At 32.6% G+C, this 24169-nt stretch carries 26 protein-coding genes and 1 pseudogene; 17 read left to right on the top strand and 10 right to left on the bottom strand.

The genetic code is table 11. From position 1 onward, the window contains the following. Positions 1-346 precede the first annotated feature (346 nt). Together SOI76_RS01155 and SOI76_RS01150 are read left to right on the top strand one after the other, a co-directional pair. Positions 347-505, top strand: coding sequence for a hypothetical protein (locus SOI76_RS01155; RefSeq protein WP_005134555.1), 159 nt, complete (start codon positions 347-349; stop codon positions 503-505). A gap of 16 nt (positions 506-521) precedes the next feature. Beyond that, positions 522-749 (top strand): helix-turn-helix transcriptional regulator, encoded by a 228-nt coding sequence (locus tag SOI76_RS01150; RefSeq protein ID WP_017402813.1) that lies wholly within the window; start codon positions 522-524, stop codon positions 747-749. Between the two features lie 30 nt (positions 750-779). Here SOI76_RS01150 and SOI76_RS01145 read toward each other — a convergent pair whose 3' ends face one another. Next, positions 780-1034 (bottom strand): helix-turn-helix domain-containing protein, encoded by a 255-nt coding sequence (locus SOI76_RS01145; protein WP_017402814.1) that lies wholly within the window; start codon positions 1032-1034, stop codon positions 780-782. Positions 1035-1152: 118 nt separating this feature from the next. On the opposite strand from SOI76_RS01145, the gene SOI76_RS01140 reads away from it, so the two are divergent. From SOI76_RS01140 to SOI76_RS01115, 6 genes are all read left to right on the top strand, one after another. Next, entirely contained in the window at positions 1153-1692 is a 540-nt protein-coding gene (locus SOI76_RS01140; protein WP_104080813.1) for a hypothetical protein, read from the top strand. Positions 1693-1754: 62 nt separating this feature from the next. Further along, positions 1755-2081, top strand: a complete 327-nt coding sequence (locus tag SOI76_RS01135; RefSeq protein WP_020753523.1) for a hypothetical protein — start codon at positions 1755-1757, stop codon at positions 2079-2081. Positions 2082-2137: 56 nt separating this feature from the next. Then, positions 2138-2587: a hypothetical protein gene (locus SOI76_RS01130; protein WP_020753524.1), complete on the top strand. Its 450-nt coding sequence runs from the start codon at positions 2138-2140 to the stop codon at positions 2585-2587. 77 nt (positions 2588-2664) lie between these two features. Continuing rightward, the gene (locus SOI76_RS01125; RefSeq protein WP_020753525.1) at positions 2665-3195 is read left to right on the top strand and encodes a hypothetical protein; all 531 of its coding nucleotides are present in this window, start codon (positions 2665-2667) and stop codon (positions 3193-3195) included. Continuing rightward, entirely contained in the window at positions 3182-3523 is a 342-nt protein-coding gene (locus tag SOI76_RS01120) for a hypothetical protein (protein WP_020753526.1), read from the top strand. Before SOI76_RS01125 ends, SOI76_RS01120 begins: the two co-directional genes overlap by 14 nt. Before the next feature lie 60 nt (positions 3524-3583). After that, on the top strand, positions 3584-3862 hold the full coding sequence (locus SOI76_RS01115; protein WP_038346619.1) for a hypothetical protein: 279 nt from the start codon (positions 3584-3586) through the stop codon (positions 3860-3862). Positions 3863-3967: 105 nt separating this feature from the next. Here SOI76_RS01115 and SOI76_RS01110 read toward each other — a convergent pair whose 3' ends face one another. Continuing rightward, positions 3968-4450, bottom strand: a complete 483-nt coding sequence (locus SOI76_RS01110; RefSeq protein WP_104080814.1) for a hypothetical protein — start codon at positions 4448-4450, stop codon at positions 3968-3970. Positions 4451-4674: 224 nt separating this feature from the next. Between SOI76_RS01110 and SOI76_RS01105 the strand changes: the two genes are divergently transcribed. From SOI76_RS01105 to SOI76_RS01095, 3 genes are all read left to right on the top strand, one after another. Beyond that, entirely contained in the window at positions 4675-5445 is a 771-nt protein-coding gene (locus SOI76_RS01105; RefSeq protein WP_104080815.1) for a hypothetical protein, read from the top strand. 229 nt (positions 5446-5674) lie between these two features. Next, positions 5675-6871: a tyrosine-type recombinase/integrase gene (locus SOI76_RS01100; RefSeq protein ID WP_104080816.1), complete on the top strand. Its 1197-nt coding sequence runs from the start codon at positions 5675-5677 to the stop codon at positions 6869-6871. A gap of 70 nt (positions 6872-6941) precedes the next feature. Then, the gene (locus SOI76_RS01095) at positions 6942-9062 is read left to right on the top strand and encodes a DEAD/DEAH box helicase (RefSeq protein ID WP_104080817.1); all 2121 of its coding nucleotides are present in this window, start codon (positions 6942-6944) and stop codon (positions 9060-9062) included. Between the two features lie 128 nt (positions 9063-9190). Here the strand turns inward: SOI76_RS01095 and SOI76_RS01090 are convergent, their stop codons facing one another. Continuing rightward, positions 9191-10525, bottom strand: a complete 1335-nt coding sequence (locus tag SOI76_RS01090) for a putative phage abortive infection protein (protein ID WP_104080818.1) — start codon at positions 10523-10525, stop codon at positions 9191-9193. 139 nt (positions 10526-10664) lie between these two features. On the opposite strand from SOI76_RS01090, the gene SOI76_RS01085 reads away from it, so the two are divergent. From SOI76_RS01085 to SOI76_RS01065, 5 genes are all read left to right on the top strand, one after another. Next, entirely contained in the window at positions 10665-11717 is a 1053-nt protein-coding gene (locus tag SOI76_RS01085; RefSeq protein WP_104080819.1) for a nucleoid-associated protein, read from the top strand. A gap of 41 nt (positions 11718-11758) precedes the next feature. After that, positions 11759-12736: a GTP pyrophosphokinase family protein gene (locus tag SOI76_RS01080; RefSeq protein ID WP_104080820.1), complete on the top strand. Its 978-nt coding sequence runs from the start codon at positions 11759-11761 to the stop codon at positions 12734-12736. Positions 12737-12907: 171 nt separating this feature from the next. Further along, complete coding sequence (locus SOI76_RS01075) at positions 12908-13687, top strand: hypothetical protein (RefSeq protein ID WP_104080821.1); 780 nt, start codon at positions 12908-12910, stop codon at positions 13685-13687. A 531-nt stretch (positions 13688-14218) separates the two neighbouring features. Next, a complete protein-coding gene (locus tag SOI76_RS01070) occupies positions 14219-14617 on the top strand; it encodes a lysozyme inhibitor LprI family protein (RefSeq protein ID WP_104080822.1) in 399 nt (132 codons plus the stop codon). 27 nt (positions 14618-14644) lie between these two features. Further along, positions 14645-15115, top strand: coding sequence for a hypothetical protein (locus SOI76_RS01065; protein WP_104080823.1), 471 nt, complete (start codon positions 14645-14647; stop codon positions 15113-15115). Between the two features lie 44 nt (positions 15116-15159). Here SOI76_RS01065 and SOI76_RS01060 read toward each other — a convergent pair whose 3' ends face one another. The 5 genes and pseudogenes from SOI76_RS01060 to SOI76_RS01040 all read right to left on the bottom strand — a co-directional run. Beyond that, positions 15160-16488 (bottom strand): McrC family protein, encoded by a 1329-nt coding sequence (locus SOI76_RS01060; protein ID WP_104080824.1) that lies wholly within the window; start codon positions 16486-16488, stop codon positions 15160-15162. Between the two features lie 2 nt (positions 16489-16490). After that, entirely contained in the window at positions 16491-18533 is a 2043-nt protein-coding gene (locus SOI76_RS01055; RefSeq protein WP_104080825.1) for an McrB family protein, read from the bottom strand. 108 nt (positions 18534-18641) lie between these two features. Beyond that, the gene (locus SOI76_RS01050; RefSeq protein WP_064479365.1) at positions 18642-19559 is read right to left on the bottom strand and encodes a helix-turn-helix transcriptional regulator; all 918 of its coding nucleotides are present in this window, start codon (positions 19557-19559) and stop codon (positions 18642-18644) included. 215 nt (positions 19560-19774) lie between these two features. Beyond that, the gene (locus tag SOI76_RS01045; protein WP_064479366.1) at positions 19775-21091 is read right to left on the bottom strand and encodes a hypothetical protein; all 1317 of its coding nucleotides are present in this window, start codon (positions 21089-21091) and stop codon (positions 19775-19777) included. 894 nt (positions 21092-21985) lie between these two features. Beyond that, positions 21986-22117 (bottom strand): annotated as a pseudogene (locus tag SOI76_RS01040) (hypothetical protein); the annotation flags it as partial. A 174-nt stretch (positions 22118-22291) separates the two neighbouring features. Between SOI76_RS01040 and SOI76_RS01035 the strand changes: the two are divergent. Then, positions 22292-22675 carry a hypothetical protein gene (locus SOI76_RS01035; protein ID WP_032054466.1) on the top strand — a complete coding sequence of 128 codons (384 nt, stop codon included), beginning with the start codon at positions 22292-22294 and terminating at the stop codon, positions 22673-22675. Positions 22676-22903: 228 nt separating this feature from the next. Here the strand turns inward: SOI76_RS01035 and SOI76_RS01030 are convergent, their stop codons facing one another. Then, positions 22904-23329 (bottom strand): GFA family protein, encoded by a 426-nt coding sequence (locus tag SOI76_RS01030; protein ID WP_205668444.1) that lies wholly within the window; start codon positions 23327-23329, stop codon positions 22904-22906. 8 nt (positions 23330-23337) lie between these two features. Next, positions 23338-24165, bottom strand: coding sequence for an SAM-dependent methyltransferase (chiG, locus tag SOI76_RS01025; protein WP_104080067.1), 828 nt, complete (start codon positions 24163-24165; stop codon positions 23338-23340). Positions 24166-24169: the final 4 nt, after the last annotated feature.

Raw genomic sequence — 24169 nt, 5'->3', positions numbered from 1 at the left:
AAATATCCAAACACTATTTCCCTCTCAATATAAAATTTCTAAAAACCAATTTTATTCTTAATTATTATAGCAATGGCTATTCACCTAAATTTATTAAAAAAATGCTCTTATCCACTTTAAGTTTTCTAAACTCTATTTAAAATCATGTATAGACAGCTTACATCAAAGAACAGAAGATACTATCTACACAACCTATTTGTACTTGTCTCAATTACTGATCCTCAATCAGATATATGCTTAGAGTCAATTATATTTCTTAGTTATCTTCCATAAAAATAATAATGCCTGTATTTGTCTTGAATTTGCATAGATATTATCTACATGGTCTATTAACCAAGGAGTGACCATGAAGAAATACTTTCCTGAGCTTGATACAGTTTCCGATCTTCTTGCATCAATTCCTCATCCACAAATCCAGTCCATTGCACATGCTATTCGTATCTGCAATGACCAAGATACGCATGTTCTCACTAAACTACATGCTGTAGTTGGAGTTATGATCTAAGTACATGGAGATGAAAATGAAAGCTTTGAAAGAGTGGCTCAAACAGCAACGCGAATTCAATGATCTAACTCAACAGCAATTAGCTCATAGGCTGGGCAAACCTTTGCAATACATTGAAGATGTGGAACATGGTGATTATCGCTTGGAGGTCATTGAATTTATTTATTATTGCCAAGCCTTGAATATTGACCCTCATCAGGGTATTCGCTTAATTGATCTTGATCCTCAAGAGCAAAACAAGTAAATCTCTTCTTAATAGTTATTATGATCCATATCAATTTTTTGATGCTGGAATCGCTTGCCTAATCTGCTCTAACCCCTCCTCTGGGGTAATTCCAAGTATACGGCAATACCAAACATACTCGACAACATCTAACCGACGCTCGCCTTGTTCAACCTTTTGAACATACGAGTGTGGTTTACCCATGCGTTCAGCTAATGCTCGCATAGTGAGGTGTTGTTCTTCCCGCATTTGCTTCAACCACTTAGTTAAAGCCTGCATTTCAGGGGTATTGATACTTGCTGTCATGTACCTATTATCGATACAATATATTTTGTACCCAATATAGATACATTTAATATGTAACTAATCCTGAATTCAGAACTAAATCTTCACTTTCTAACGAGAAAATATAAGGTGCATAAAGATGGGGTTTTCAAATCTACTTAGCTCTGCACTGACTGCAGTGGCTACATTCTCTGGTAATCCAGATGTTCAACAAGTTGCTAATTCCGCTAATGAATTGGTGGTTTCTTATCAATCTCAGCAACAACAGGAAATGGCTCAACGAATCATGAGTTCACCTGACGGTATAATCCCCGTATCTGAAAAAGGTAAAACTGTATGGCGGGCTTTGAAATACAACGCTGACGGAGAAATTACTGGCTTTGCTGACTTTAATACTAAGGAAGAATATTTAGTGTTAAAGCAGCAGGAACTTCGCGCTCAACAAGCATTGGAACAGCAAAGGAAAGCTGAACAAGCTACCCAACGTCAGTATTCAGCTCAAACCAAACGTGCAGGTGATGTCTCAATTGCTGATATTGATGCGTATGGACAAATGCTTGGCACCATGCAACAGGCTTCTATGGGTGCTTTAAGAAACTGCTCTCAATATGTTGAAAGCTCGCCCCCTTGGAATGCTTGCGTACAGCGTGAGGTACAAAAGGTTGAACAGCGCCGATAATGTATCGGAATTGATATCAACTCAAAGGACTTACTTTCATTCATCTATCAGGAAGAACAATCATGAAAACCATAAAAATGGTTCAGCTACTGACTTGTGGCTTACTTAGTTTATTGATGTGCTCTGTAGCAACGGCGAAAACTGAAAAAATCACCTTGAAACAACCCATTGATTTTGGTGAAGAAGCAGTCGTATTCTATACCACTAAAGGTGAAGTCACCCTCAATCTGTATGCACTTCCCGTAAAGGTTGCAGAACAGCTTAAACCCTTTAAAAAAGGTCAATGTCTGGAAATTCAGTCAAAATATGGTTTCTTTCACGACACGGGAGATGGTCAATACATTCAAAGTATTCGACCATGCAAACGTACTCCCTCTAAAGTAAGTTAACCTACACGAATAGATGAGGGAGACTCCCTCATCTAAAATTCTTTTCTGGAATAACAATGAAAAATATATTACTTGTTTCATTACTCACTTTTGCTGGCTTTGCCCACGCGACACCGAATGTATGGCAATCAAGCTATGCTCAAGGTTTTATTGAATATTCGATTCAAGATACTAAGGGTAATACACTTTGGGTAGCCTGTAATGAAGGTGCAGGTGATGATTATGATCATTCTGCAAATCTACAAACAAAGAAAAATCGGTATGAAAATACTGACTCTAAATACCCATTATCCTTCCTATTGGACGGAAAAACTTCTGTTGCTCCTGCGGGTTCAACCAAATGGCGCAATGGAGCTAATGCTTGGTATGATTTTTCTCATGGTATTGCCAAAGCCAAGAAAATTGATGTCTTCGTGAATAATAAGAAGATAACAACTTTTACGCCTAATCCTCACAGTATTAAAGCTGTAGCGAAAGACATAGCATCATGTGATGCAATGTTTTAACCAAACCCATTATCAATTTATCAATCCCGATGATCTTTAAAGGTCATCGGGATTTTTTATTTCTAAGGAATTTCAACATGCAACAACGCGTATTCGATAAGGTTAATCAAACCCTCATCAAAACCTTTATTTGCAATAAGCTTTCGGAACGCTCTAAAGGCCAATTGCATTACCAACTTTGGCAAGACAATGATGATTTATCTCTTGGTATTGCTTTGAGCCACAATGAATCATCTGGTGGATTTAGTTCTGAACTCATCAAGGTAGATGACATCCTCAAAACGATCAAAGAATTATTGCAGTCTGGGAAACCTTTCCATGCAACTGCCTTGAAGGACTTATTCATAGGAAAATCAGTTAATAACTATAGTTTCTTGGGTGCTGCTTTAGTTGATCAACAGGTCATTCGCTTACACCCCCAAACAGCCCGTTTACTGGAAGTGATAGAGGAATATGAACTATGGCCTCTTCGCCTTGAAGAAATGGTAGGTAAAACTGATATTCAAGAGAATATAGTGACTAAGATTCCTGCCAAACGTGGTCCAAAACCTAAGAATCAATCTATCGAATCCGAAGTTGGGGAAGAAACGCATGATGAAGTGCATTAAGACCAAAGATGATTTATCACATCTAGAGAATGAAGCGATTAAGGACAGTATTTCCAATCACATTCTGACTTTAGAGCAACAGTACAATGAGCCTTATCAAGCCACCCTACATGGGTGGTTTATTATTTGTGAAGATGAATCTGATTTATCTGAACCACTTGCCAATCTGACCTTTAGTCTGAGCGATAAGCTTCACTTAGGTGAAGTGGAATATGTCGAAAAGAAAGAGAATTGGTATGAGGTTTATGTATTGCTTAATGATAATGAAGGCATATTAATCTATGTTCCGAATGACATATTCAACAATCATTCTTTGACAGCGATCTAAAGCTGTTTACAGCACCCTCTCCTACAAAACCTCTTTCTAACTTTTATCTAAGGCTATTTTATGACAAGGCATATCTTATTCGCTTTGGGAAAAGTCGTGACTACTAAAAATGCAGTAGAGTTCATGACTCAAAAATGCATTACTCCTTTCGATTTACTTCATCGACATCAACATGGCGACTGGGGTAATTTAAATGAACCTGACCTTGAAGCAAATGAACAGGCTTTGATTGAGGATCTCCGGATTCTCTCAAGCTACAATTTTGACAAGGAGAAAATTTGGGTTATCACTGAAGCAGATAGGACATTAACAACGATTCTATTACCTAGTGATTACTAACAGAACCGTAGATAGACCTTAAAGCTTTAATAGCTTAAGGTCTTTTTTTTATTAAGGCACATCAATCAAACACGAATGAATTTTAAGAATAAACAGGCAAACGTTTTAGCAGTCCGAAGATCCAAAATTGGGATTCTCGACAGTATGGAAACCTATCTTTACCATGTGAGATTTTCTAATAAATAATTTATAAGATATCTTCTGCCTTTCCAAATCATCGCGCACCATTTTAAAGTATTTATTAAAATTATTTTTTGTTTGACCTCTATATATTGGATATTTTTTATAAAATTTACTTATTAAATCAGCAGTTGATATAAACCCATTATCTTGCAATAAAGACTCGATAAAACAACTTAAATCTTTTTTCTGATTATTGTTTTTTCTAAAGCCTGAAATATTTATTTTCTCATATTTGTGAATTAATTGAAAATTATTTGGATTCCCTTTTAATTTTTTATAAGCAACTTTATATCTATAAGCAGTTGCTCTTCCCCTTTTAGAAATTTCCATAATATTTTTAATTGATAAATTATGATTATCTTCTAAAGCGAAATAAATATTTTCTGGTAAATAAATAAACTGCATAGATATATAACCACAGGCAAAACAATGTTACCAAATGTAACTTAAATTATTCATTTAAGTAAATACCTTCCCGATTTCCCTCAGGTAATTTGGGGTGAGAAACCAAAAAAAATAAATAATATCAATATCTTATAAAAAAAACCTACTTGACGAAAATCTTAACCCAGTCTAACCTCTCTTCATCCCATAACCCCTGCTTAAACGCTTTAGGAAAGCAGAAGGTTATGAAACTTAATTTAACTAATCTGAACAATCATTCAGAAGTAGAGGGAAAAATGTCTAATTATTTTTATTTTAATAAATTAATACTTTCTGGTTCCTTAGAATATCTCAACCTTCAGAATGAGCATGTTCTCGCAAATGAGAATTCTTCTAAGGAAATACAAAAGCGCATTAATAAAGAAAATGGTTCAATTGGTAGAAAGATTAATGAAGCAGCATTTACAAGATTTTTTAATAGTGATGGATATCAAAGTTTGAATACTATTGATTTTGAAAATATAGAACCTACCAAGGCCTTTAAAATTAAATCAGGTAATCCTAATGATAGATTTTGTATTTTATATTTATACAGTGTACTTAAAAATATATGTATGGTTTATTTCTATAATAATAGATATGAAAAAGCACATGCTTTTTCATTAAGAGAGTCTGACTTTCATCTATGGGATGATGCTATATGTCCAAATTATATGGAAGAGCTTAAAACTGCCGATGATATTACTTCAATGTTAGAGAAGTTTAAGCCAAATCATATTAGGCTTTCTAAACTTTTTTACGGTGATCTCGCTGAGCCTGGTAAAGAATTCGTGAGTGGATTTGGAGTAATTTTATTCAATGAATCTGGCGAACTTTTAAGTAAAGCCAATTTTAAATTTTATGATCTAAGTAATGCTCCTCAAAATACCTTAAGATTAGATACTGCCAAAATTCGAGAATGCTTAACGCAGCCTTCAACAAATAATCTGCCGTTTCTTCTCTCGCAAGATATTTAAATTATTACATTATTCATTCAATTTAGATTAAATCAACTTACTGTTTTCAGCGTACTACTCCACTACTTATACATGATTTAACAATCAGGGATTAGTGCGCCTTATTTTTAAATAACAGTAAGTAACCACACTCAATTAAAAAGATTAAAAAACATAATTAAAGCTTGGTTTTTTAAAGATTTTTTAAACAGATATTATTTTTTTGGCACATCAATCAGAGGACCAAAAAATGGTAAAGTTTTTAGAGAAAAATACCCAACTCAATCAATTTGAATCGGGTAAAGAATTCGATATTCGCAAGTATCGTCCAGACCTAAAAGTGATTGGATTACGCTTTGTGGTTACTGCACAACATGTACGTACTCTAGCTCGTTTAACCTTTCAAGGTAAGAAAGCCTCAAAAAGTTTAGGTACATTTTCTCATGCTGATTTTGATCAAAACTTAGAGAAACTGGTCTCTCAAATGCAGGGATTTCATCAACGAATCGCTCAAGGCCTAGCGCCATTCGAAGATGAGGTCAAACCTACAAATACATTGCGTGAGTTTGCTTTAACGATCTATATGCCAAGTGCTGAGATGCGTAAAAAGTCTTATAAGGATGATGAGGCAAAATTACGGATGCATATTTTACTAGTCATTGGAGATTATCCATTTGAGGATATCAATGCTGGAATGCTCAATAAGCTATTGACCGAACTTCGTTCAAAAGGCTTAACGAATGCCTCGATCAATCGGGTTCGGGCACTGCTCTCTGTCATGTTCAACATGGCAATTAATCATGACTTGATACATGTTAATCCTGTAAGCAAGGTATCCAAGTTTAAAGAAAACAATCAAATTGAGCGTTATCTCAATGCTCAAGAGATCAAGCGTTTAATGGATGTACTGAATGCACCGCATCAGCATGGCATAGACAACTTGATTATTGTCGCTATCGTCAAGTTTTTACTGCTTACAGGAGTACGTAAGCGTGAAGCAATGGACATGAAGTGGGCTGATATTGATCTCACTACAGGGGTTTGGCTTTTAGGTGAAAACAAGTCTGGAAAGGCTCGACGCATTACTTTGAATCAGGATGCATTAGCGATACTGCATTCACTATCACGGCAGCATTTATTTATTTTTGCGAACCCGATGACAGGTCAACCGTTTAACGACATGCGAAAGACCTTCCAACGCATCATGAAAGCTGCTTCGATTCGAAATATCCGTATCCATGACTTAAGGCATAACTTTGCCAGTTTAGCTGTGAACAGTGGCCAAAGCCTATATGTCGTTCAGCATCTGTTAGGTCACGCCTCACCACAGACTACTCAGCGCTATGCACATTTGCAGTCCAGCACATTGAAACAAGCTTCAGAGGAAGTTGCTGCGGCTATACGTGCCCAGAGTAATCACCCAATTCCAACGGCGAATGTCGCTTAGTTAAACCTCTTCTCACTTATTTTAAATTTTGAATGGATATGCCCTTACAGGCATATCCAGAGGATTTTTTATGTCAAATTTACCTAAACCAATAGAGTTTCATCTTAATTCTAAGCAGTTTATTGCTGATGAAATCCCAGCACTACTACATGGAAATACTTTAATTGTTGGAGGTACTGGAACAGGCAAAAGCTCCTATGTATTAGAAACCTTATCTGAGTCGAAGCAAGTTATTCTCTTATGCCCTTTAGTCGCACAGGTAAAACAGTTAGAAGAGCTATATCAAAGTGATCGGTTCGTTTTTATTCATGGTAAGAAAAATATACCTAAAGATGAAATTAAGTCGATTACCAAAAAACATTTGGTAATGACCTACGATCAATTTTCTAAATTCGCTCCTCATTTATCAAAGGATGCTGTCATCGTCGTAGATGAAGCTCAAAAACTATATGCCGTAGGCTACTATAGGGAACAGGCTATTCAATCTATACTGCACATCATTCAATCTCAAAAATTTGATCATGTACTCTTTCTAACGGCGACATTAACCAAGTATCTTTTTGAAAAATTAGATATTCAAATCAGTCACTTTTATAGTTTTTCAAAATTATCTAATAATAAAAGAAGTATCAGGATTATAAATCCACAAACGGCAGAACCTCTCTCATGGATATGGGAAGTACAAAAACGTTTAGAAAAAAATCGCAAACAAAATGTGAAAAAGGTTGTCATTGCACGTGTTAATGACATCAAGTTAGCCAATCAAGTCAAAGAGATGTATGAGCAAAAAGGTTATAAAACCCAGCTGATTAATCGTGAGCAGATTACTAGTCATAGCTGTATGGATTTATTGAGTCTTGAGCGTATTAACACTGAATTTGATGTAGTTATTTGTACTTCTATATTAGATGAGGCAATTAACCTAAAAAATAGCAATGATGAGGTCGATAGCGTACATATTATTGGCAACAATGCTCATCCAGAAGAAATTGTGCAATTCATTGGGCGATTACGGGCAGCAACACCACCTGTATATATTCACTTACCAAGTCCCATTGATGATTATGAAACTAATTGCGATAGGCTATTTGCAAAATATAGAAAATCGAATAAAAGTAACTATATGGGACTAATTGCTTTTTTACATGGCATAGAACTTTCATTAGATAAAGAAAAGTTCAAAGAATTTTCGGATATTATTAATACTAAAATTGATAAAACTCAAATCATGAACGGTCTGACAACTGACCTCATCGAATGTAAGGGTTTTTGGTCAGATAACAATATTATCAGGCACAATACCGCAAGTATCGTGGCTCGCTTCTATCGATTAGATATTCAGCAATGCTATAGCAATCTCAATTATCTTAAATATCGGCTATTACAGCTTTTACCAAATGGAACAGTCAAGATCATCAGTTCAGATGGATTAATTCCTGACGCAATAAGGAATGCTTTTGAACAGAGTGAGAAAACATTAAAAGATCGTCGTGAGGAAGGTATTCCAAAAGTCATAGATCTACTTTTTGAGTGCCTAAGAACTACTAAAGGCTTTAAAAACCTAAGAGAAAAAATAGAGGATTCAATATTTGATGACGACAGTATTTACTATGAGATACAAGAGGAACCTATCTATAAAGGTATTTTTGATGAAGCCATGATTCTTTCAGAAAAGTTAGATAATCTAAAAGATGTACAAGAAAGCCTTGTAGCAAATAGAACAAATCAGGTTATTAAGATAGCTCATGAATATGAAAATAATCCTATAGTCCTCAGCGTCATCCAACACTTACGAAAAGCTTTTGATCGAAAAGATTTTAGAAATAAAACTCACAGCTATTATGATATTACGCAGCTTATGAATGCGGCACTTCATAAAATTGCTAACACAAAGCCTCTTCTTGAAACACTAAGAAAATATCCATCTAAGTACGTTGAGGTATTTAATGATGATTCGATACTTTTCCAAGACGGGAAATCTATCAACTTTCTTAAGAAGTATTGTCACGTAAAGATTTTTAATGACAAGAAACATTACAAGCATAAGAAAATTAAATTCTTAAACCTAACAGCATTTGGATATAGCTTTTATGATGTTTCAGTCAGACAGAAAAAATTTATCACAATTAACAATATAAGGTATAACGCTCGTACAGGTTATGAAGATGAATTATTAGATGATAGTGATTGATCTTATGAAGAAATGGCCCATTATGGGCCATTTCTTCTTTAAATATTAAAATCAAAAACAGTAAAAATAGGCTTAATCTAATCAACATTATAAATAATTGATATAATTGAAGGTTTATTTCAAGTTAACTAATATGTAGTAGTAAGTCTAGACTTGACGTATTCCTCATAATTAATATTATACTTCACAATATAATAAATAGTTTCCAAGTCTTCTATACTATCCAAAATTTGGATATACCTTTCAATATATTCATTATCAACACTCTCACTTAGATTTTTTTCATTTAATATTTGTTTCTCATATTCGCTTTTTTTCTTAATAAATTTGGCATAAAAATCTTCATAATCATCTCCAAGTACTTCATCATCATAAAGATCATTACGAATATTTTTATTTACAAGCCCCATCTTATTCAAAAATATAATATTAAGATTAATATCTTTACTATTTAAATTGCAATTAATTTTCTCAAGATCATCAAAATATTTTAAAAAAAACTTATTTCTATCAAAAGCACTTCTATCATACATATAAGCAAACTGATTTATTAACTTACTATAATTATCATACCTTAGGATAAACAAAGGCTCAAAAATCCCATATTTTTCTAATATTCTCTTATACTTACTATAACCATTCAAACAATTATAAAATAATGCTTCAAGTTCTGCTTGCTGTAAAGTTGCTTTAAAAATATCAAAATATTGTTTCTGTTTATTAGAAAAAGGTTTATTTTCAATTTTATCTATTTCTCTTAAAGTTGTATTACTATCTATTAATCTAACTATTTGATAACAAACTCTAAAATAACTACTAAAAGTACTGATTAACATACTCTCATAATATTTTTTCCAGCTTCCTGAAACATGCTCTGAAAAATACTTTAAATGCAAATTAATCGCTTCCTTACCATATACTGTTTCAACCTCTATATTACCCGTAGAATATGATCCTCTACGGGTTTTAAAGTAAATCCCCTGAATAGCCTCATTTTTCGTTTTCAATAATTCAAAAAAAATATTTTCAAAATTTTGAATAGCAATTTGTTGCTGCTGTTGTTGTGATGCCTCAATCTGCATTTCTAAACTACTTTTTTGGAGTTTTAAAATTTCTTGCTGTGTGTTTACATTTTTTTCATCTAGTTCAGCTATTATTTTCTGATGTTCTGCTGACTCTTGTAGAACAATACGTGTATCCCTTAACTCCTGAATTTGTAATCGTATTGATGATGTTAGCCAATAAAAAGCTAATGCTGCTAGTACAGGGTTTAAAGTTCCACCAACAAAATCGCCAAACGTCCCCCATTTATCAGGATCTTTTTGAAAGTCCCCATTGAAATGAATAAAGTACATTACTAATACTAAAGCTATTAAAACTAAAGCAATAAAAATTGACCATTTAATTTGTTTTTCAATTTTTGAAAGTTGTTTATCAGGTGGTAACAAATTTGAATCATTCATAAGATTATTTAATATTAATTAAAGTAAACGACACAAAATGTCGTAGCCCACTTATAAATTATATAATTTTTTTATTGAGTAAGGCATTATTATAATGCAATATTATTTAAATTATTTTAAATAATAGGGCTTTAGTTAAATGTCGATCACCAATCTTTCTGTTCATCGAATTATTATTCATCAAATTTTTCAAAAGAAATCAGATACTATGGAAACACCAGAGAAAAGTACTGAATATACAAGATTCGATACATCTGCTCAGATGGATTTTGATAGTCGTGTAATAGGAGCATTAGGCTCAGACTCTAAAGCTGTAACAATGCATATTGTTGATCTAGAGACTGATAGCTTACCAAATATCATAGATAAAGCGATTGATGATAATTCTGAAGACTTCATTGAGTCTTCGTATAAAATTGCCTATAAATTAGCTAAAGCACAATTTGAAAAAGGAAGGAATATTATAGGGGGTATTGTTGTTGTTTTTACGGGTACATATGGAGTATCTAATAAAAAAATTTTAGGTGTAATGAAAGCAGATATTCATAGTGGATATGAAAGAGTTACCACAGAAAATGGACAAATTTCATTAAAACATATTAAACATCTTTTATTAACACCATCTTCTAAACTCTATAAAACGGTGGGTTTTTGTGAGAAAGAAGATTATGACCCATCTTCAACAAATCTTAATGATAAATGGTTGGTCTTGATTTCAGATAATCAAATTAGCCAAGTTGATGGTAAAGCTTCTGCTGAGTATTTCTATAATACATTTGCTGGTTGTGGGTATCCAGAAACAAGTGCTCGTACTACAAAAACTTTCTATGAAGCAACGAAGAAATTTATTCTGGATTTAGATGGTAAAACAACAGAAGAAAAATATGAACTCACCAATGCATTAACTACTTACCTTAAACTCGGGCAGTCCTCGACTGTAAGCCCTATTGAATTTGCTGAAAGTTTTTTTGATAAAAAAGTAATTGATGACTATAGAAATTTTCTTAGAAAAAGAGAAATTCCTATTACTCCTTTTACAAAAGATATCGAGCATATAAAAAACCAGTTAAAACTTCACAAAGTCACTTTCGGCAATAATGTTAAAATTGAGGCTGATCCTGATACTTTCAGTAAAGATATTACTATCGAACCTATTCAAGGAGAACCAGATGAAAATGGAAGCCCTACATAGTGGACAAAAATTATTATCAAATCCAGACTGATTCATAAGAAATGACAGAAAATGAATTTTTAGAAAGATGGCTTACTGAAGAACCTATCTATACTGCATGGGGAGAGTATATCGTCTCTCAAATAGTTAATTCTTTGGTAACCCATCAAATTGAATCGGACGTATTTTTAAAAATTCCAGTTAAAGTAAGGACAAAAAATCGGAAATCTCTAATTGATAAAGCTTTTTATAGAAATAAGCCTTATATAGACCCCTACCTAGAAATAGAAGATAAAGTTGGAATTCGATTTGTAGTTTTATTAACTGATGAGGTTGCAAAAATAGGTCAAATTATACAATCACATGAAAAATGGACAACCTTAGTAGCTCGAGACTTTGAAGAAGAGAAAAGTAAAGACCCTCTACTTTTCTCTTATCAATCAATGCATTATATTTTAAGACCTAAAGATGAGATAGAATATAAAGGAATAAAAATAACTTCAGATATTACTTGTGAAGTGCAGATACGCACTCTTTTACAACATGCACATGCTGAGTTAACTCATGATGCTGTTTATAAAAGTAAACGAAAGGTAAAGCCTACAGTTCTCCGGACTGTAGCTAAGTGTATGGCTTTAATTGAAACAACCGATAATTTCTTTGTTGAAACTACTAATGATCTTAATGCGGGACCTATTACAGAATTTAAAATTATTGAGAGATTAGATTCCTTATATCTATCAAAAACTGGTTTATATTCTAAAAATCAGAAATCATCTTTAATTGTTTTTGACACCTTTGAAGAATTTATTAATGATCAACTTATAGATAATATTTCAAGTCTTTTAGAAGTACATCCATACTTAGTCAATAAAATTAAACAGCGATATGCTTCTTTCAATTTCTATCAACAAAGTTACATTCTATTTGTCTATTGGTTAATAGAAAATAGAAAATATTACGTAACTGAACAATGGCCACTAGATTATAAAATTATCGAGTATCTGGCGACAGATATAGGTATTAGCTTATTAAATTAATATTGAATTAAATTTAATTTATCTATCGATCAACTAAAATTTATCTATTACGTTATTCTTAATATAAATATTACCACGTCAAATATTGGCGTAGACATTCAATTATCTATTGTTCCTAAATTAAAGTTTCAGCTACCTTATTATCTATATTAACAAGGAAAAGATAAAAATATGCCTTTACATGAACAAGCTGTATACGAAAAAGATGGTCTCTGGATAACAATTACACCTCAGGAATTAAGAGATCCAGAAAAACTAGCACTTGCTAGAACTCAGCAATTATATGACTCAGAAGATTGTAATTATGAATTATTCATTAGAAATAGAGAGGATCTACCTCATTTCTATAGAAAAGGTGTTGTACGCCATAATTTAGACAGACAAAAAGACTCTCAAGAACATGATCGTACTATTAGGAATCTTCTCTCATACTTAAAGGCAAATCCGTCTATAAAATTAAAAACCTATTTCTTTCGTAGCTTTACAGATAAAAAACTTCATACCATAAAAACTATAAAAGATTATGAATGGAAGGATGAAGTTTCTTTCGCCGTATCAGAAAATGGCTATGTACGATTTGATTTATTAGGTAGACCTAATTCGTTGAATTGCACTAACCACAGCCCATTTATTGCAATTGAAGTTGTAGATACACATTTCTCATCAAAAGCATCATTCTTAGCATTACTAGAACTAAGTAGAAAACTTCCATTTGTCATTGGGTACTTTTTTGTCAAATCTGCCCCTTATTACAATGCCCCATACAAAGCAGAAGGTAGAAAACTACCATTTGTTAGAGTCTCTTGCTACATCTTTGATGGAGATTTTTGGATTCGAGATGAACGTGTTAGTGACATCGTTAGTATCGAAATTAGAAATAATCCTGATGCATACTATGAATATATTTTTGAAAAAGTTAAGACTGAATACATGATAAAAGTATCTAAATAAACTTTATTAAAAATCGATAGCCGTTACAGAATTTCGATTGCTCTAATGGCTATATTTTTAATTTTATAAAATTCTATCTACTAATAAAAATAAGTATAAAAGAAAACTTAATATAAAAAATTTCTCAATTTCAAAATAATCTTATTTTTGAAGACATAACCTGTCAATTATATATGCTTTAATATAAAAGTTAGTTGCCTATAGCAATAACACACAGAAAATATTGAAATTTCTTATCCGGAAATGAGCAATCAACTTCACTATTAATAGGCAATTTATGGCTAGAGTAGTTTCTCAAAAAATGAAGATGTGTAAAGAATGTGGTTATAGAACTTTACATCAAAAAAACTCAAAACAGATGAGTTGGTTAATGCACTTATTCTTAACTATTTGCACACTTACTATTTGGATATGGATTTGGCTGCTTATGTTACTTTGGCATACTTTTGCTAAACCCATGACAGCTCTAACAAATAGATGGACCTGCTCAAAATGTGGTCACTAATTTAACTTTATTAATTGGATATCGTCATGAAAATACTTATTGCCCTAAGTTTAACTACTATTCCATTTGCAACCTATGCAATGTGCGAAAATGAACGCAACAATGGAACTACTATCTCAATTAATGAATGTTATAAAAAAGAAGTTCAAAAATCAGATAAAAAAATAATGCAGGTTTATACAAACTATAAAAATACTCTCAGCGCTAATGAACAAAAAAATTTATTAGAAGTCCAACGTTCTTGGATAAGTTATAAAATGAAACAATGTAATTTTGAAGTTGCTTCCTACGGAACTATCGCTGGACAATTACATGCTCAATGTATGATTAATATGAATAACAGAAGAATTAATGAACTCAAATATATGCAGGATTGTGGCTTAGAAAGTTCATCTAACTTCTGTATGAACTACAGACCTGCTTAAAAGTAAATTTATTAGGAAAAGTACTTCATGAATCGATTATTAACCTCAGCTATAACCTTAACTTTAATTTCTACTACTTCTATTGCCTCTACAGATAAACAGCCTCTTGAACAAATAAATTTCGTGAAAAAAGTATATATGAGGGCTGTAAGTGATAAATATATGGGAGTAGATATTCTTAAGCAGAATAGTTCTTCTGAACTTAAACAACTGCTTTCTCGCAGAGATACAATTGCTCTTCGTCATAACGGGGAGATGTGTGAGTGGGTCCGTAATGTTCTTATACCCGGCAATGATTATGATGTACGTGTAAATCAGATGAAATTCTCTGCACTTAGTAACGGATTAATTCGAGCTCAAGGGAAAAACTTTGGGGAAAGCTTTCAAGTAGATTTTAAAGTTCAGTGTGATGGGAAAAATTGTCAAATTGATGACATTTACATTCCTGATAGCTATAAAAAAGAAGTAATGGCGATTGTCAAAAATAATCAGTGTTAATAAATATTATTCAGAAGTAAAAGCTACGCTAAGTAGCCTTTACTTCATTTAGAATGCAACCCAGCAATCGTCAAATTATCTAAAATAAGCTCGCTACGTTCTAAGTCAAATGGAACTACCCAAATTTTTGGTTGCAGTCCAGTCTTCAATAATTTATGAATGTTCAACTCAAACGGTTCTAGTGCTATCTGGAAATTTTTATTTTTTGGATAGATTAATACAATATCTGATGTGTGGCCCTGATACATATGGTTATAGGCAAACATCTGATACATATCGCTTTGTTTTAATCCAAACTTATCCTCTATATTATTGCTATTAATAAGCTTCCATTTAGTATCAAGGATCAAATATTTTTTAGACTTTGAGTGTTCACAATAATATTGGATAGCTAAATCTGGTATTAAATTAAATATATCTTTTGAATTATATTGAGCTAAGTATTTGCTAGATTTCTGAGCCACAAGCTTTGCTCCTTTTATAAGTTGCTTTGATAATTGTATTTCTACATATTTTTCAAATAACTTTTCCATAGGAAATAGAATACTTCTTGCCTGATTAATACCTTTTACAGCAAATGGGATTTCATTGCCTAAAATCAATTCACACCAATACCTTATATCGGAATAATGTGACATTAGTCGATCATTTTTCCATTTTTTAAAATCTTCCCTATAATTTGTAGATTGAGGCACTTCTGAGAACAGTAAATGAAACTCATGTGATGTTCGCCACAAATTAGCAGTCTTAGCTCTTTTACAGACCACATCAATACATGACCGAATCAACCGATTCTCTGCCCGATTTGACGTAAAAATATCATGTTTTATACTTAATTGATGTTGCCTCGTTAAAGGTTTTCGCATTTGTTGTGCTGTATCTAACTGTCCTCGTAAGAAGTTTTCTTCAGCCTCTACTCGCTGATAATCAAATCGCACCCCTGTACGATAAAGTTTCTGCAAAGCATCTAAAAATTGTGCATAGAACCAGTCTGTTAGAGGTACTTTAAATTTTTCAATCGAGGCAAGACCTGTATCACGCTGTGGCAACTGTAAAACCTGTTTCAAGATTTTAATCAAGATAGCCCTAGCATTACCATTATCCTCTACTGAATCAGCATGCTTTGGTAAGATCTCAATTTCTGTACCGCATGGGGTTTCAATAACCCCAACAAAATTCTGTACTTGAATTTCCGATGCTGTTCTACCTAACTTTAAAATTCGCTGCCCATTTCTGAGCAGATCCTGATTCAGTTGAAATAAGTAATCAAATCCACTCTGTGAAATTTCCGCAAAATCTAACTTGTGATTCTGCAGAGGAGGATTCTGTGAAACTCTTAAATATGCATATTCACGGATAGTGATATTCGACATAATCAATATCCATTTAAATCATTTTCAACTTCGGATGTTTCGTTATAAATTGCAATATAATTCTTCACGTTATTAAATGCTTCAGGCTTAATCTCCCAAATACTGCGATTAATCAAGCTTTGATCTTTAAATAATCTATTTTGTGAACTTGGATCATACTTTTTATGAAGCATTCCATTTCCATTTAAAACTGCGTCGATCTTTTCCCAATCCTCAAAGAAATATTCCTGTAATTGTGGGATAATTTTTTGCTGGAAAATTTTTGATAATTTTTCGATTCTTGGTTCCACCTTTAAAGGCATAAAATTGGCATGCCCTATACAGTGATCTCTATCTAATAGTATTTCGATGCGTTGATTCATTACAGTCAGTAATTTCACAATATTAATGCCATCAATCTCTATCTCGTTCTCTTCCTGATCTCTTAACAACTCAGGTTTTGGTGGCATTTCAATAAACTCAAAACGTCGACGCAACGCAACATCCAGCCCGGTTAGTGAACGGTCTGAACTATTCATTGTCCCGATAATATAAAGATTATTGGGAATACTAAATTCTTCTTTTGAGTAAGGCAAAATTGTACTTAACTCTTCATCATTGCCTTGACGTTTAGAATCTTCAATTAGAGTAATCAACTCACCAAAAATACGGGAAATATTCCCCCTATTAATTTCATCAATGATAAGAATAAAACGTTCATTATTTTCTTTGCTTGTATTAGATCTATAATCAATTACTGTACGTAAAGATTTAGCGATTGCCCATTCATAACTTCTTTGATCAATTATTTCGTCAGACTGATTTAATAGATAGTTAGTGATATAGCTTTTTGCCAATGTTACTTCGGTATCTTTAGAAGTAGTCGCGATTAGCGTACCACTTGAATTACTTTTAACTTTAAATTCAGCTCCCTTTTTTGTATAAAAAGTAATTTCCTCATTTTTTGCCTTTTCAGTTAATTCTGAAATAGCAATTTTTATACTTTCATCAGTCGCTTTTTTATTAATAGCCGCTTTTTCACACAGCTCTTTAAAAACACCTGGTTTAATACTATAGCTAAGACCGCCATTGCTTACTTCTGCACGAATACCTTCTATAAAATCTTCATAGCTAAAGCTCTGATGGAAGGTAACAAACTTAATGTTGCCATTCTCTTTATATTGATCAAACCTATTTTTCAGTTCTATACGTTCTACTTTTTCCAGCTCTTCTAATGTTTCATCATCTAGAATACTAAGTGCATGATTAATTGTATGATATGTTTTCCCTGTTCCTGCTGCACCAAATAAAATACGGTTTAATGGCTGAACTATCTTTTGCATTTTTTTCTCATCATATCTATTGGTTTCTGATACACCCTCATCGGTATCCACTTTATTTGGTACTGAAATTTTCTGCTTTGAAAGCTCGACTTTTTTTACATATATTTCCCATATAAATATATTTATCCAATACTTATCAATCTCAACTATACCTTTAAGATCACTTAGTATTTCACGAAATTTACTTACTAAGAAAATATTCTGGGCATACCAATTTTTATCTTTTACCTCTTGAGGAATATCAAGAATTTTCTCTTTATCAAGATATTTAAATAATTGATGAAATTTACTTTCATCTACAACAGTGGACAAATCTAGATTACAGGCTGCGACCGCTCTATTAAAAATTAAAGGAAAATTATTGCTACCCACTAAAGTTAATATACGCTTACTAACTCTTCTAAAATTAATATAATTTTCATAGGTTGGTTCTTTGATTACATTTTCTAAAATCTCAAGAAATTCCTTATTATTTATTAATTCGTTATAAGCTACATCACTAATATTAGACTGTCCTCTTGAAGCTATTCCATTTTTTTGAATTTTTAATAAAGATAATAAGAACTTCTCATCACTTTGAGGATTTAATTTATAGCCTTTAGTCATCTTTTCTCTCATTTCTTCAACTTCGGAAACTCGAGATTTGTAACTCTTATACCATCCTTCTAATTGATCAATATTTATCAATTCTTTATATAATTCCTTTAATAACTCAACGTTCACACTATTTCTCGTACTTTAAATTGATAGACTATAAATAATCATAAATGAGCGGTTAGACAGGATATGTCCCTCTAAGAACTCACCTGATTCAAATTTTCTAAAAGTAAGCTAAAAACTTATCTCTAGATATGACTTTAGATCATTCTCTACACTCTGTTGGAGCTCTACAGGGGAAATTACCTTAACATAAGGTATCCAGAATCTAATTAAGGATTTAATCTGATCTTGATGCGCAATACGACTTGAAATAATCAAACTTCCATCATCGTTTTTTTTCATAATTTGCTGCTCAGGAAAAAGCTGTCTTTGTTCGAAATGTTCAGCAGCTTGATATTGAACTGACAATACTATTTCTTTTTTTTCCTTGCCAAACCAAATACTCTCTTCATTTTTTAATTGTTTTATTATTTCCATATCAGGTTCAAATTGATCTAAATGATGTTGTATTTGACAATCGTTACCAATTCTACTCAAGCGATATGCTCGTAGCTCTAACTGATCATTTCTTACCGCTGCTAAGTACCAACTACCGTGATGATGTATAAGTTTATATGGCTGTACTGTACGTAACTTACTGTTGTATTGAAAAGCTATATGTTTTCGATCTTGTATTGCTTCGCGAATTAATTTAAATAGCTCTGAAAAATGAGTTGTATTTTCAAAAAAATAACCTTTTGCCGCATAGACCTCAGATGAACGACTATCGAGTAACTCTCTTAGAAATGATAGATCCAAATTAGGATATAAACCTGTAATTCCCGAAAGCTGAGCAAAATTTTGGATATCCTTAGGGCTGATTTTGCCAACATAATTTACTCCTAAATGAAACTTCTTTGTTTTTTCATCTATAACTAACGGTAAACCTGCGATTGACAGCCTTTCTATATCTCGTTGTATAGTCTTTTTAGTTACACCAAAATCTAAAGTCAATTCATTAGGGTCTAAATACTCTCCTCTATTTAAACGGGTTATAATATTTGCAAGCCGTTCTGCTAAACGTTCATGAGCTTTTAACTTTTTTACCATGCTTACTGACCAAATATTTTTCAGCTAACTAATTTAAACTATTTAAAAGCAATATTACCCTTAAAATTAAAGAAAAATAGAAGAAATCTTCCTAAATAAAATAATCTGTACTATAGTTTTTTTGCTAATAATTATATTTATTGATTCTCTATCTACATGTAAGAATTAGCGAGTAATTACTAATTCTTACATGTTTTAATTCCAAATATATAGAATTACTGCTCTCTACAAGTTGTACTCACCCCAATATTTATACAATTAAAAGTTGATTTCTGTTTATTTAGTATTGGAGCAGTAGAATTTGGCATACTATTTCCAAAGCTTCTATACAAATCAGCTTGTTGCTTATAACCATCAGCAACACCATTACTTACTTCAGTAAGTGCATTCAATAAAGTTGTCCAACCTTCTTGAGATCTTTTCTGCTGTTCTATTCTCATTTGTTGAGCTTGTTGAATATTAGCTTTTTGTTGATCCAGATATTGTTCTACTTCTTCCGATCTTTTTTGTGCTTGCTGGTTTGCAAATTCTTTTCCTTGTTGAATTTGATTTTTAAAAATTCCTAATGATTTATAAGGTGAACAGATTGCAAAATAATTATCTTTCCCAACCTCTTTTATATAGTTGGTCGAAGTACAAGTTAAATTAACATACGTATTTACTTTCTTATCCGCTTTTAAAGATCTTTGCAGATCTAAATCATTTTGATTAGTTACTTTACTATCAATTAAAGATAGCTTTTTCGTAAGAAATTCCTTTAAATTCTCTGAAGGGATTGCTAGAACTGGCGAACCAGAAGTCATATCAACAAATAATTTTCTACCATCTTTAAATGCCTCAAATGAGTATAATTTATTATTTTGTATTTGAACGAGCATTTGCTTTTGTAGCATTGGGTCAGCAGTAAAAGTTTTTTCTATTACATTTAAACCACCTGAACTTGTATAACCTATCCCTTGCATCCCTACATCATCGTAAGACATTTTTTCATACATGTCTTTTTGTTTAAAATCATAAAAAATAATACTTTTTTTGAACATGTTATTGTTATCTAAGGTTCCTTGAAAAAGTAGTGTATTTTCAGGATTGTTTGGCAAATATCCTATAACGAATATTTTCTTAACTTTATTAAAATTGTAGAAGTATTCAGGTAGCTTTTTTCCTCCTTCATACTCTCCAATTGCTTCTACATAAGTTTGTTTTCCAATCGAAAATTCCCTACCTAAACCTATAGCATAGCCATCTTTACACTCCCCATCCCAATAAAATTTTACTGTTGGATCTTCTTTTTTAAATTGAGACGAAGCAAAAATTTTGCAATTAGCCTTTTGAGTATCTACCCATGTTTCATCTAAAATTTGTGGTTGAGGAATATTAATCTTAGATTTTGCTTGGATATCTTCATCCAGATATTTTTTAAAATCCGTATCTGATATAGATTTTATCTGTGCTTGATTTCTTAAAGAAGTAGAAGAAACACACCCATATAATGAAAGAATAGTAGAGACACCAATTACAATATTTTTAATCATTTTATATCCCAATTACATAAAATGGCTTATTAAACCAAAAGTTAATGCTTATAGATAGAATAAATTTCTGTATGCATAAACCACGCAAGTATTTAGCTATTTACTACTATTAGAATGGGGATTATTCAACTGTAAAGACAATGCTTCTAATGAATAACCTATACTCTTTATAGACAAATAACATTTTACAAATTTAGTAGTTATATTTGAATTTCATCGCACATGTACCTCAGTATTTCCTCTTTTCATTTGTATTCTCTGATCATAGAGACTTCTCACATCAATCTCTCGGAGAGCAGAGAATACAAATGCGGAAAAGCTTTTCCGCATTGTAAATATTAAAATTCCTTTGAAAATTATGAAAAAATAGTAAAATTTAGGGGGAGGAAATCATATAAAAGAAAAATTAAATCCCGTGCTCCCCCTATTACTCATCCCTAACCACAAAAAATTTGATCAAGTTAAACTCACTGTATTTCTATTTGAAGGCAGAAACAGAACTTAAGGTACTATCTCATTTTCCTTAATAGCTCTACGCTTTAATCAAGGTCCGTTACGGTACTCTATGAAAAGTGTTAGTTTTCTTCAATTTTCTGTTTACGGTCCATCAACTCAAAGTCAAAAAAGATATGGTCTAGTGATGGTCTATCTTTAATTATGCGTGTTATTTTTCTTCTACTTAACCATCATCGCTTTACAAGAGACTTTGTTCTCCATCCGTCTACTTTCTTAACTTTCAACACCTTAGCGACAATATCACGGTCTCATTGTTTTTATTGAATTTCTTATCAACCCATACACTCAATCCATTGTTTTTATTATTAAAAATATAGGTACTTGTTCGTACTTGTAATCAGTAGGTCCACAGTTCGAATCCGTGTGCCGGCACCATCATTAAACCTCATGAATATTTGATTTATGGGGTTTTTTGTTGCCTGTAATTTTAGGCATAGTATATTCATACTGTTTTGAATGAAGGTATTTAACTAAAATTTTATTATAAACTTGAGCTTCAAAATATTTTTTCTAAAACCAATTTATTCTTTTAACAGAAAAATATACGTTCTTAATTTATAAAAAATATAATTTTAAAATAAGAAATATGAAAAAGATAAGATTATAATGCGCCACCAAATAAGGTCATATAAATAAGACCTATTTTATAAACTTTAATTCATTAAGATACCTATACGGAAAAATATGAAACTTCGTTTTATTTTACCTGCTTTATTTCTAGCATTCCCTTTAACAACATATGCTCAAGAAACTACATCTCAACCTCAAATTCAAACTACTATAAACCCACCCATTTGCTTAATTGAAGGTACTCCTTCAGCAGAGCACTATAAATCTATTAAACGTATTAAAGCTGCGAAAGGAACTTATGGTGGTTTTGAAGAAGTAAAACCTAAATTAGCGATCGTTGCCCGTAAATATGGTGCAGATGTGGTAATTAATTATCACCAAAGCCAAAGATTTGGCTTCTGGCCTTGGCGTATTGTTCGCCCAGTACTTACAGGTACTGCGGTGAAATGGAATACACCTGTTGATTGTGCTGCCTTAGGCGGTAAAGAAATTCGTTAATAAGAAATGAAAAAAGCCCAACATCCTGTTGGGCTTTTTTCGTATTTCGTTACTAGGTACACTTCCTGTAATACCTCACGTCCTGATGCTTAAACTTATTATTGTTGTTTTACGTTTCGGAACTTCCTGTTCCTGATGAGTTCATCATAGGCAATTCATCACGTCATAAAAAGACGCCAATTTTCCGAATGTATGTAAGAAAAAGCGTACGAGCTTGTCAGAATGCCTCTATCCTTCTTTCTTCTTCTCTATCATTTTTTCAAAGTGTTTAAGATTTGGATTCAACGTATCCCATGCGTAGGCTTGGCTCACAAACACCTCTGCTCTAGGCTGATAGAGACTCGGGTCATCCAAAGTACCTGCACGTATTGAAATCATTTCAGGCGCAATTTCAGGTAAGCCAAAAAGCTGAGAACCACACGTCGGACAAAACGCTCTTTTAATAGATCGGCCAGAAGATCCCAAAGTCTCAAAATATTTCAGCTCACCACTTACTTTCAATTCAGATTGGTGAAAAAAAGCAATTGGTGCATATGCTGAACCTGTGGCCTTTTGGCAATCCCGACAGTGGCAATTAAAGCTATAACGTGGCTCTGCTTCACTTTGGTAGCTCACAGCTCCACACAAACACGATCCTTGATATTTGGCTGACATGGTTCATCCTATTTTTTTATTGCTGTGATTTGAATATAACGTACATATCCATTTTGGTAGAGTTGTTGGCATAACTTTGCAGTCATTTGAATTTTAAAATTTGCCAATCCTCGGCTTTGCTTTTGTCCTTGTTGATTTTGAATATATTTCGAAAAACCGAGTAACACTTGCTCAGATAAATCTTCAATTTGAATATCGACAAAACCTTGTTGTTCCAAGGTAGTTCTCAGCATTTTTTCATTTGGCACAGCATCCCAAGCGACATTTGCTGCTTTGAGTAAATAACGATGCTTTTGTTCTTGTAGAGCGGTCATGTTTTGACATGAATCGGAACGCATTAGGTAGTGAAAACCTAATCGTCCTTTTGAATTTAAAACTAGAGCGATGGAATCTAGAAATGAATTTAAATTGCTGTGATAAGCCGCATCAATACACATCACCACATCGAAGCCTTGTTTAAATTCAAATTGTTTTAAATTTAAAAATGAACCGCAAAAAATCTGGCTTATTTCGGGAATAAGATTTTGAATTTTATAAACACATTGGGCTTGTAAGTCAACTGCACTGAGGCTTTTAGGCTGATAATGCTGTAACCAGTGCAACAAACTTGCACCCTGTCCGCAGCCTAAATCTAAGAGATGATCTTTTGAATTTAAATTGACAGCTTGTGCCAAATGGTCAGCCAATTGGCGACAAGCTTCACGGTAGTTTTGAGTATTTTTCCAAAAACCCAAATTTGTCCAAGCAAGCTCTTGATCATCCCCTAAGCTTGATGCATCAATTGCATATTTATGAGGAATGAATCGAGAGAGAGCTGCTCGAACTTTTGTTTTCACAATT

It is taken from the genome of Acinetobacter pittii (assembly GCF_034064985.1).
GTDB lineage: Bacteria > Pseudomonadota > Gammaproteobacteria > Pseudomonadales > Moraxellaceae > Acinetobacter > Acinetobacter pittii_H.
Note: the sequence above shows the minus strand (reverse complement) of the source record. Positions and strands in the feature narration are given on the sequence as shown.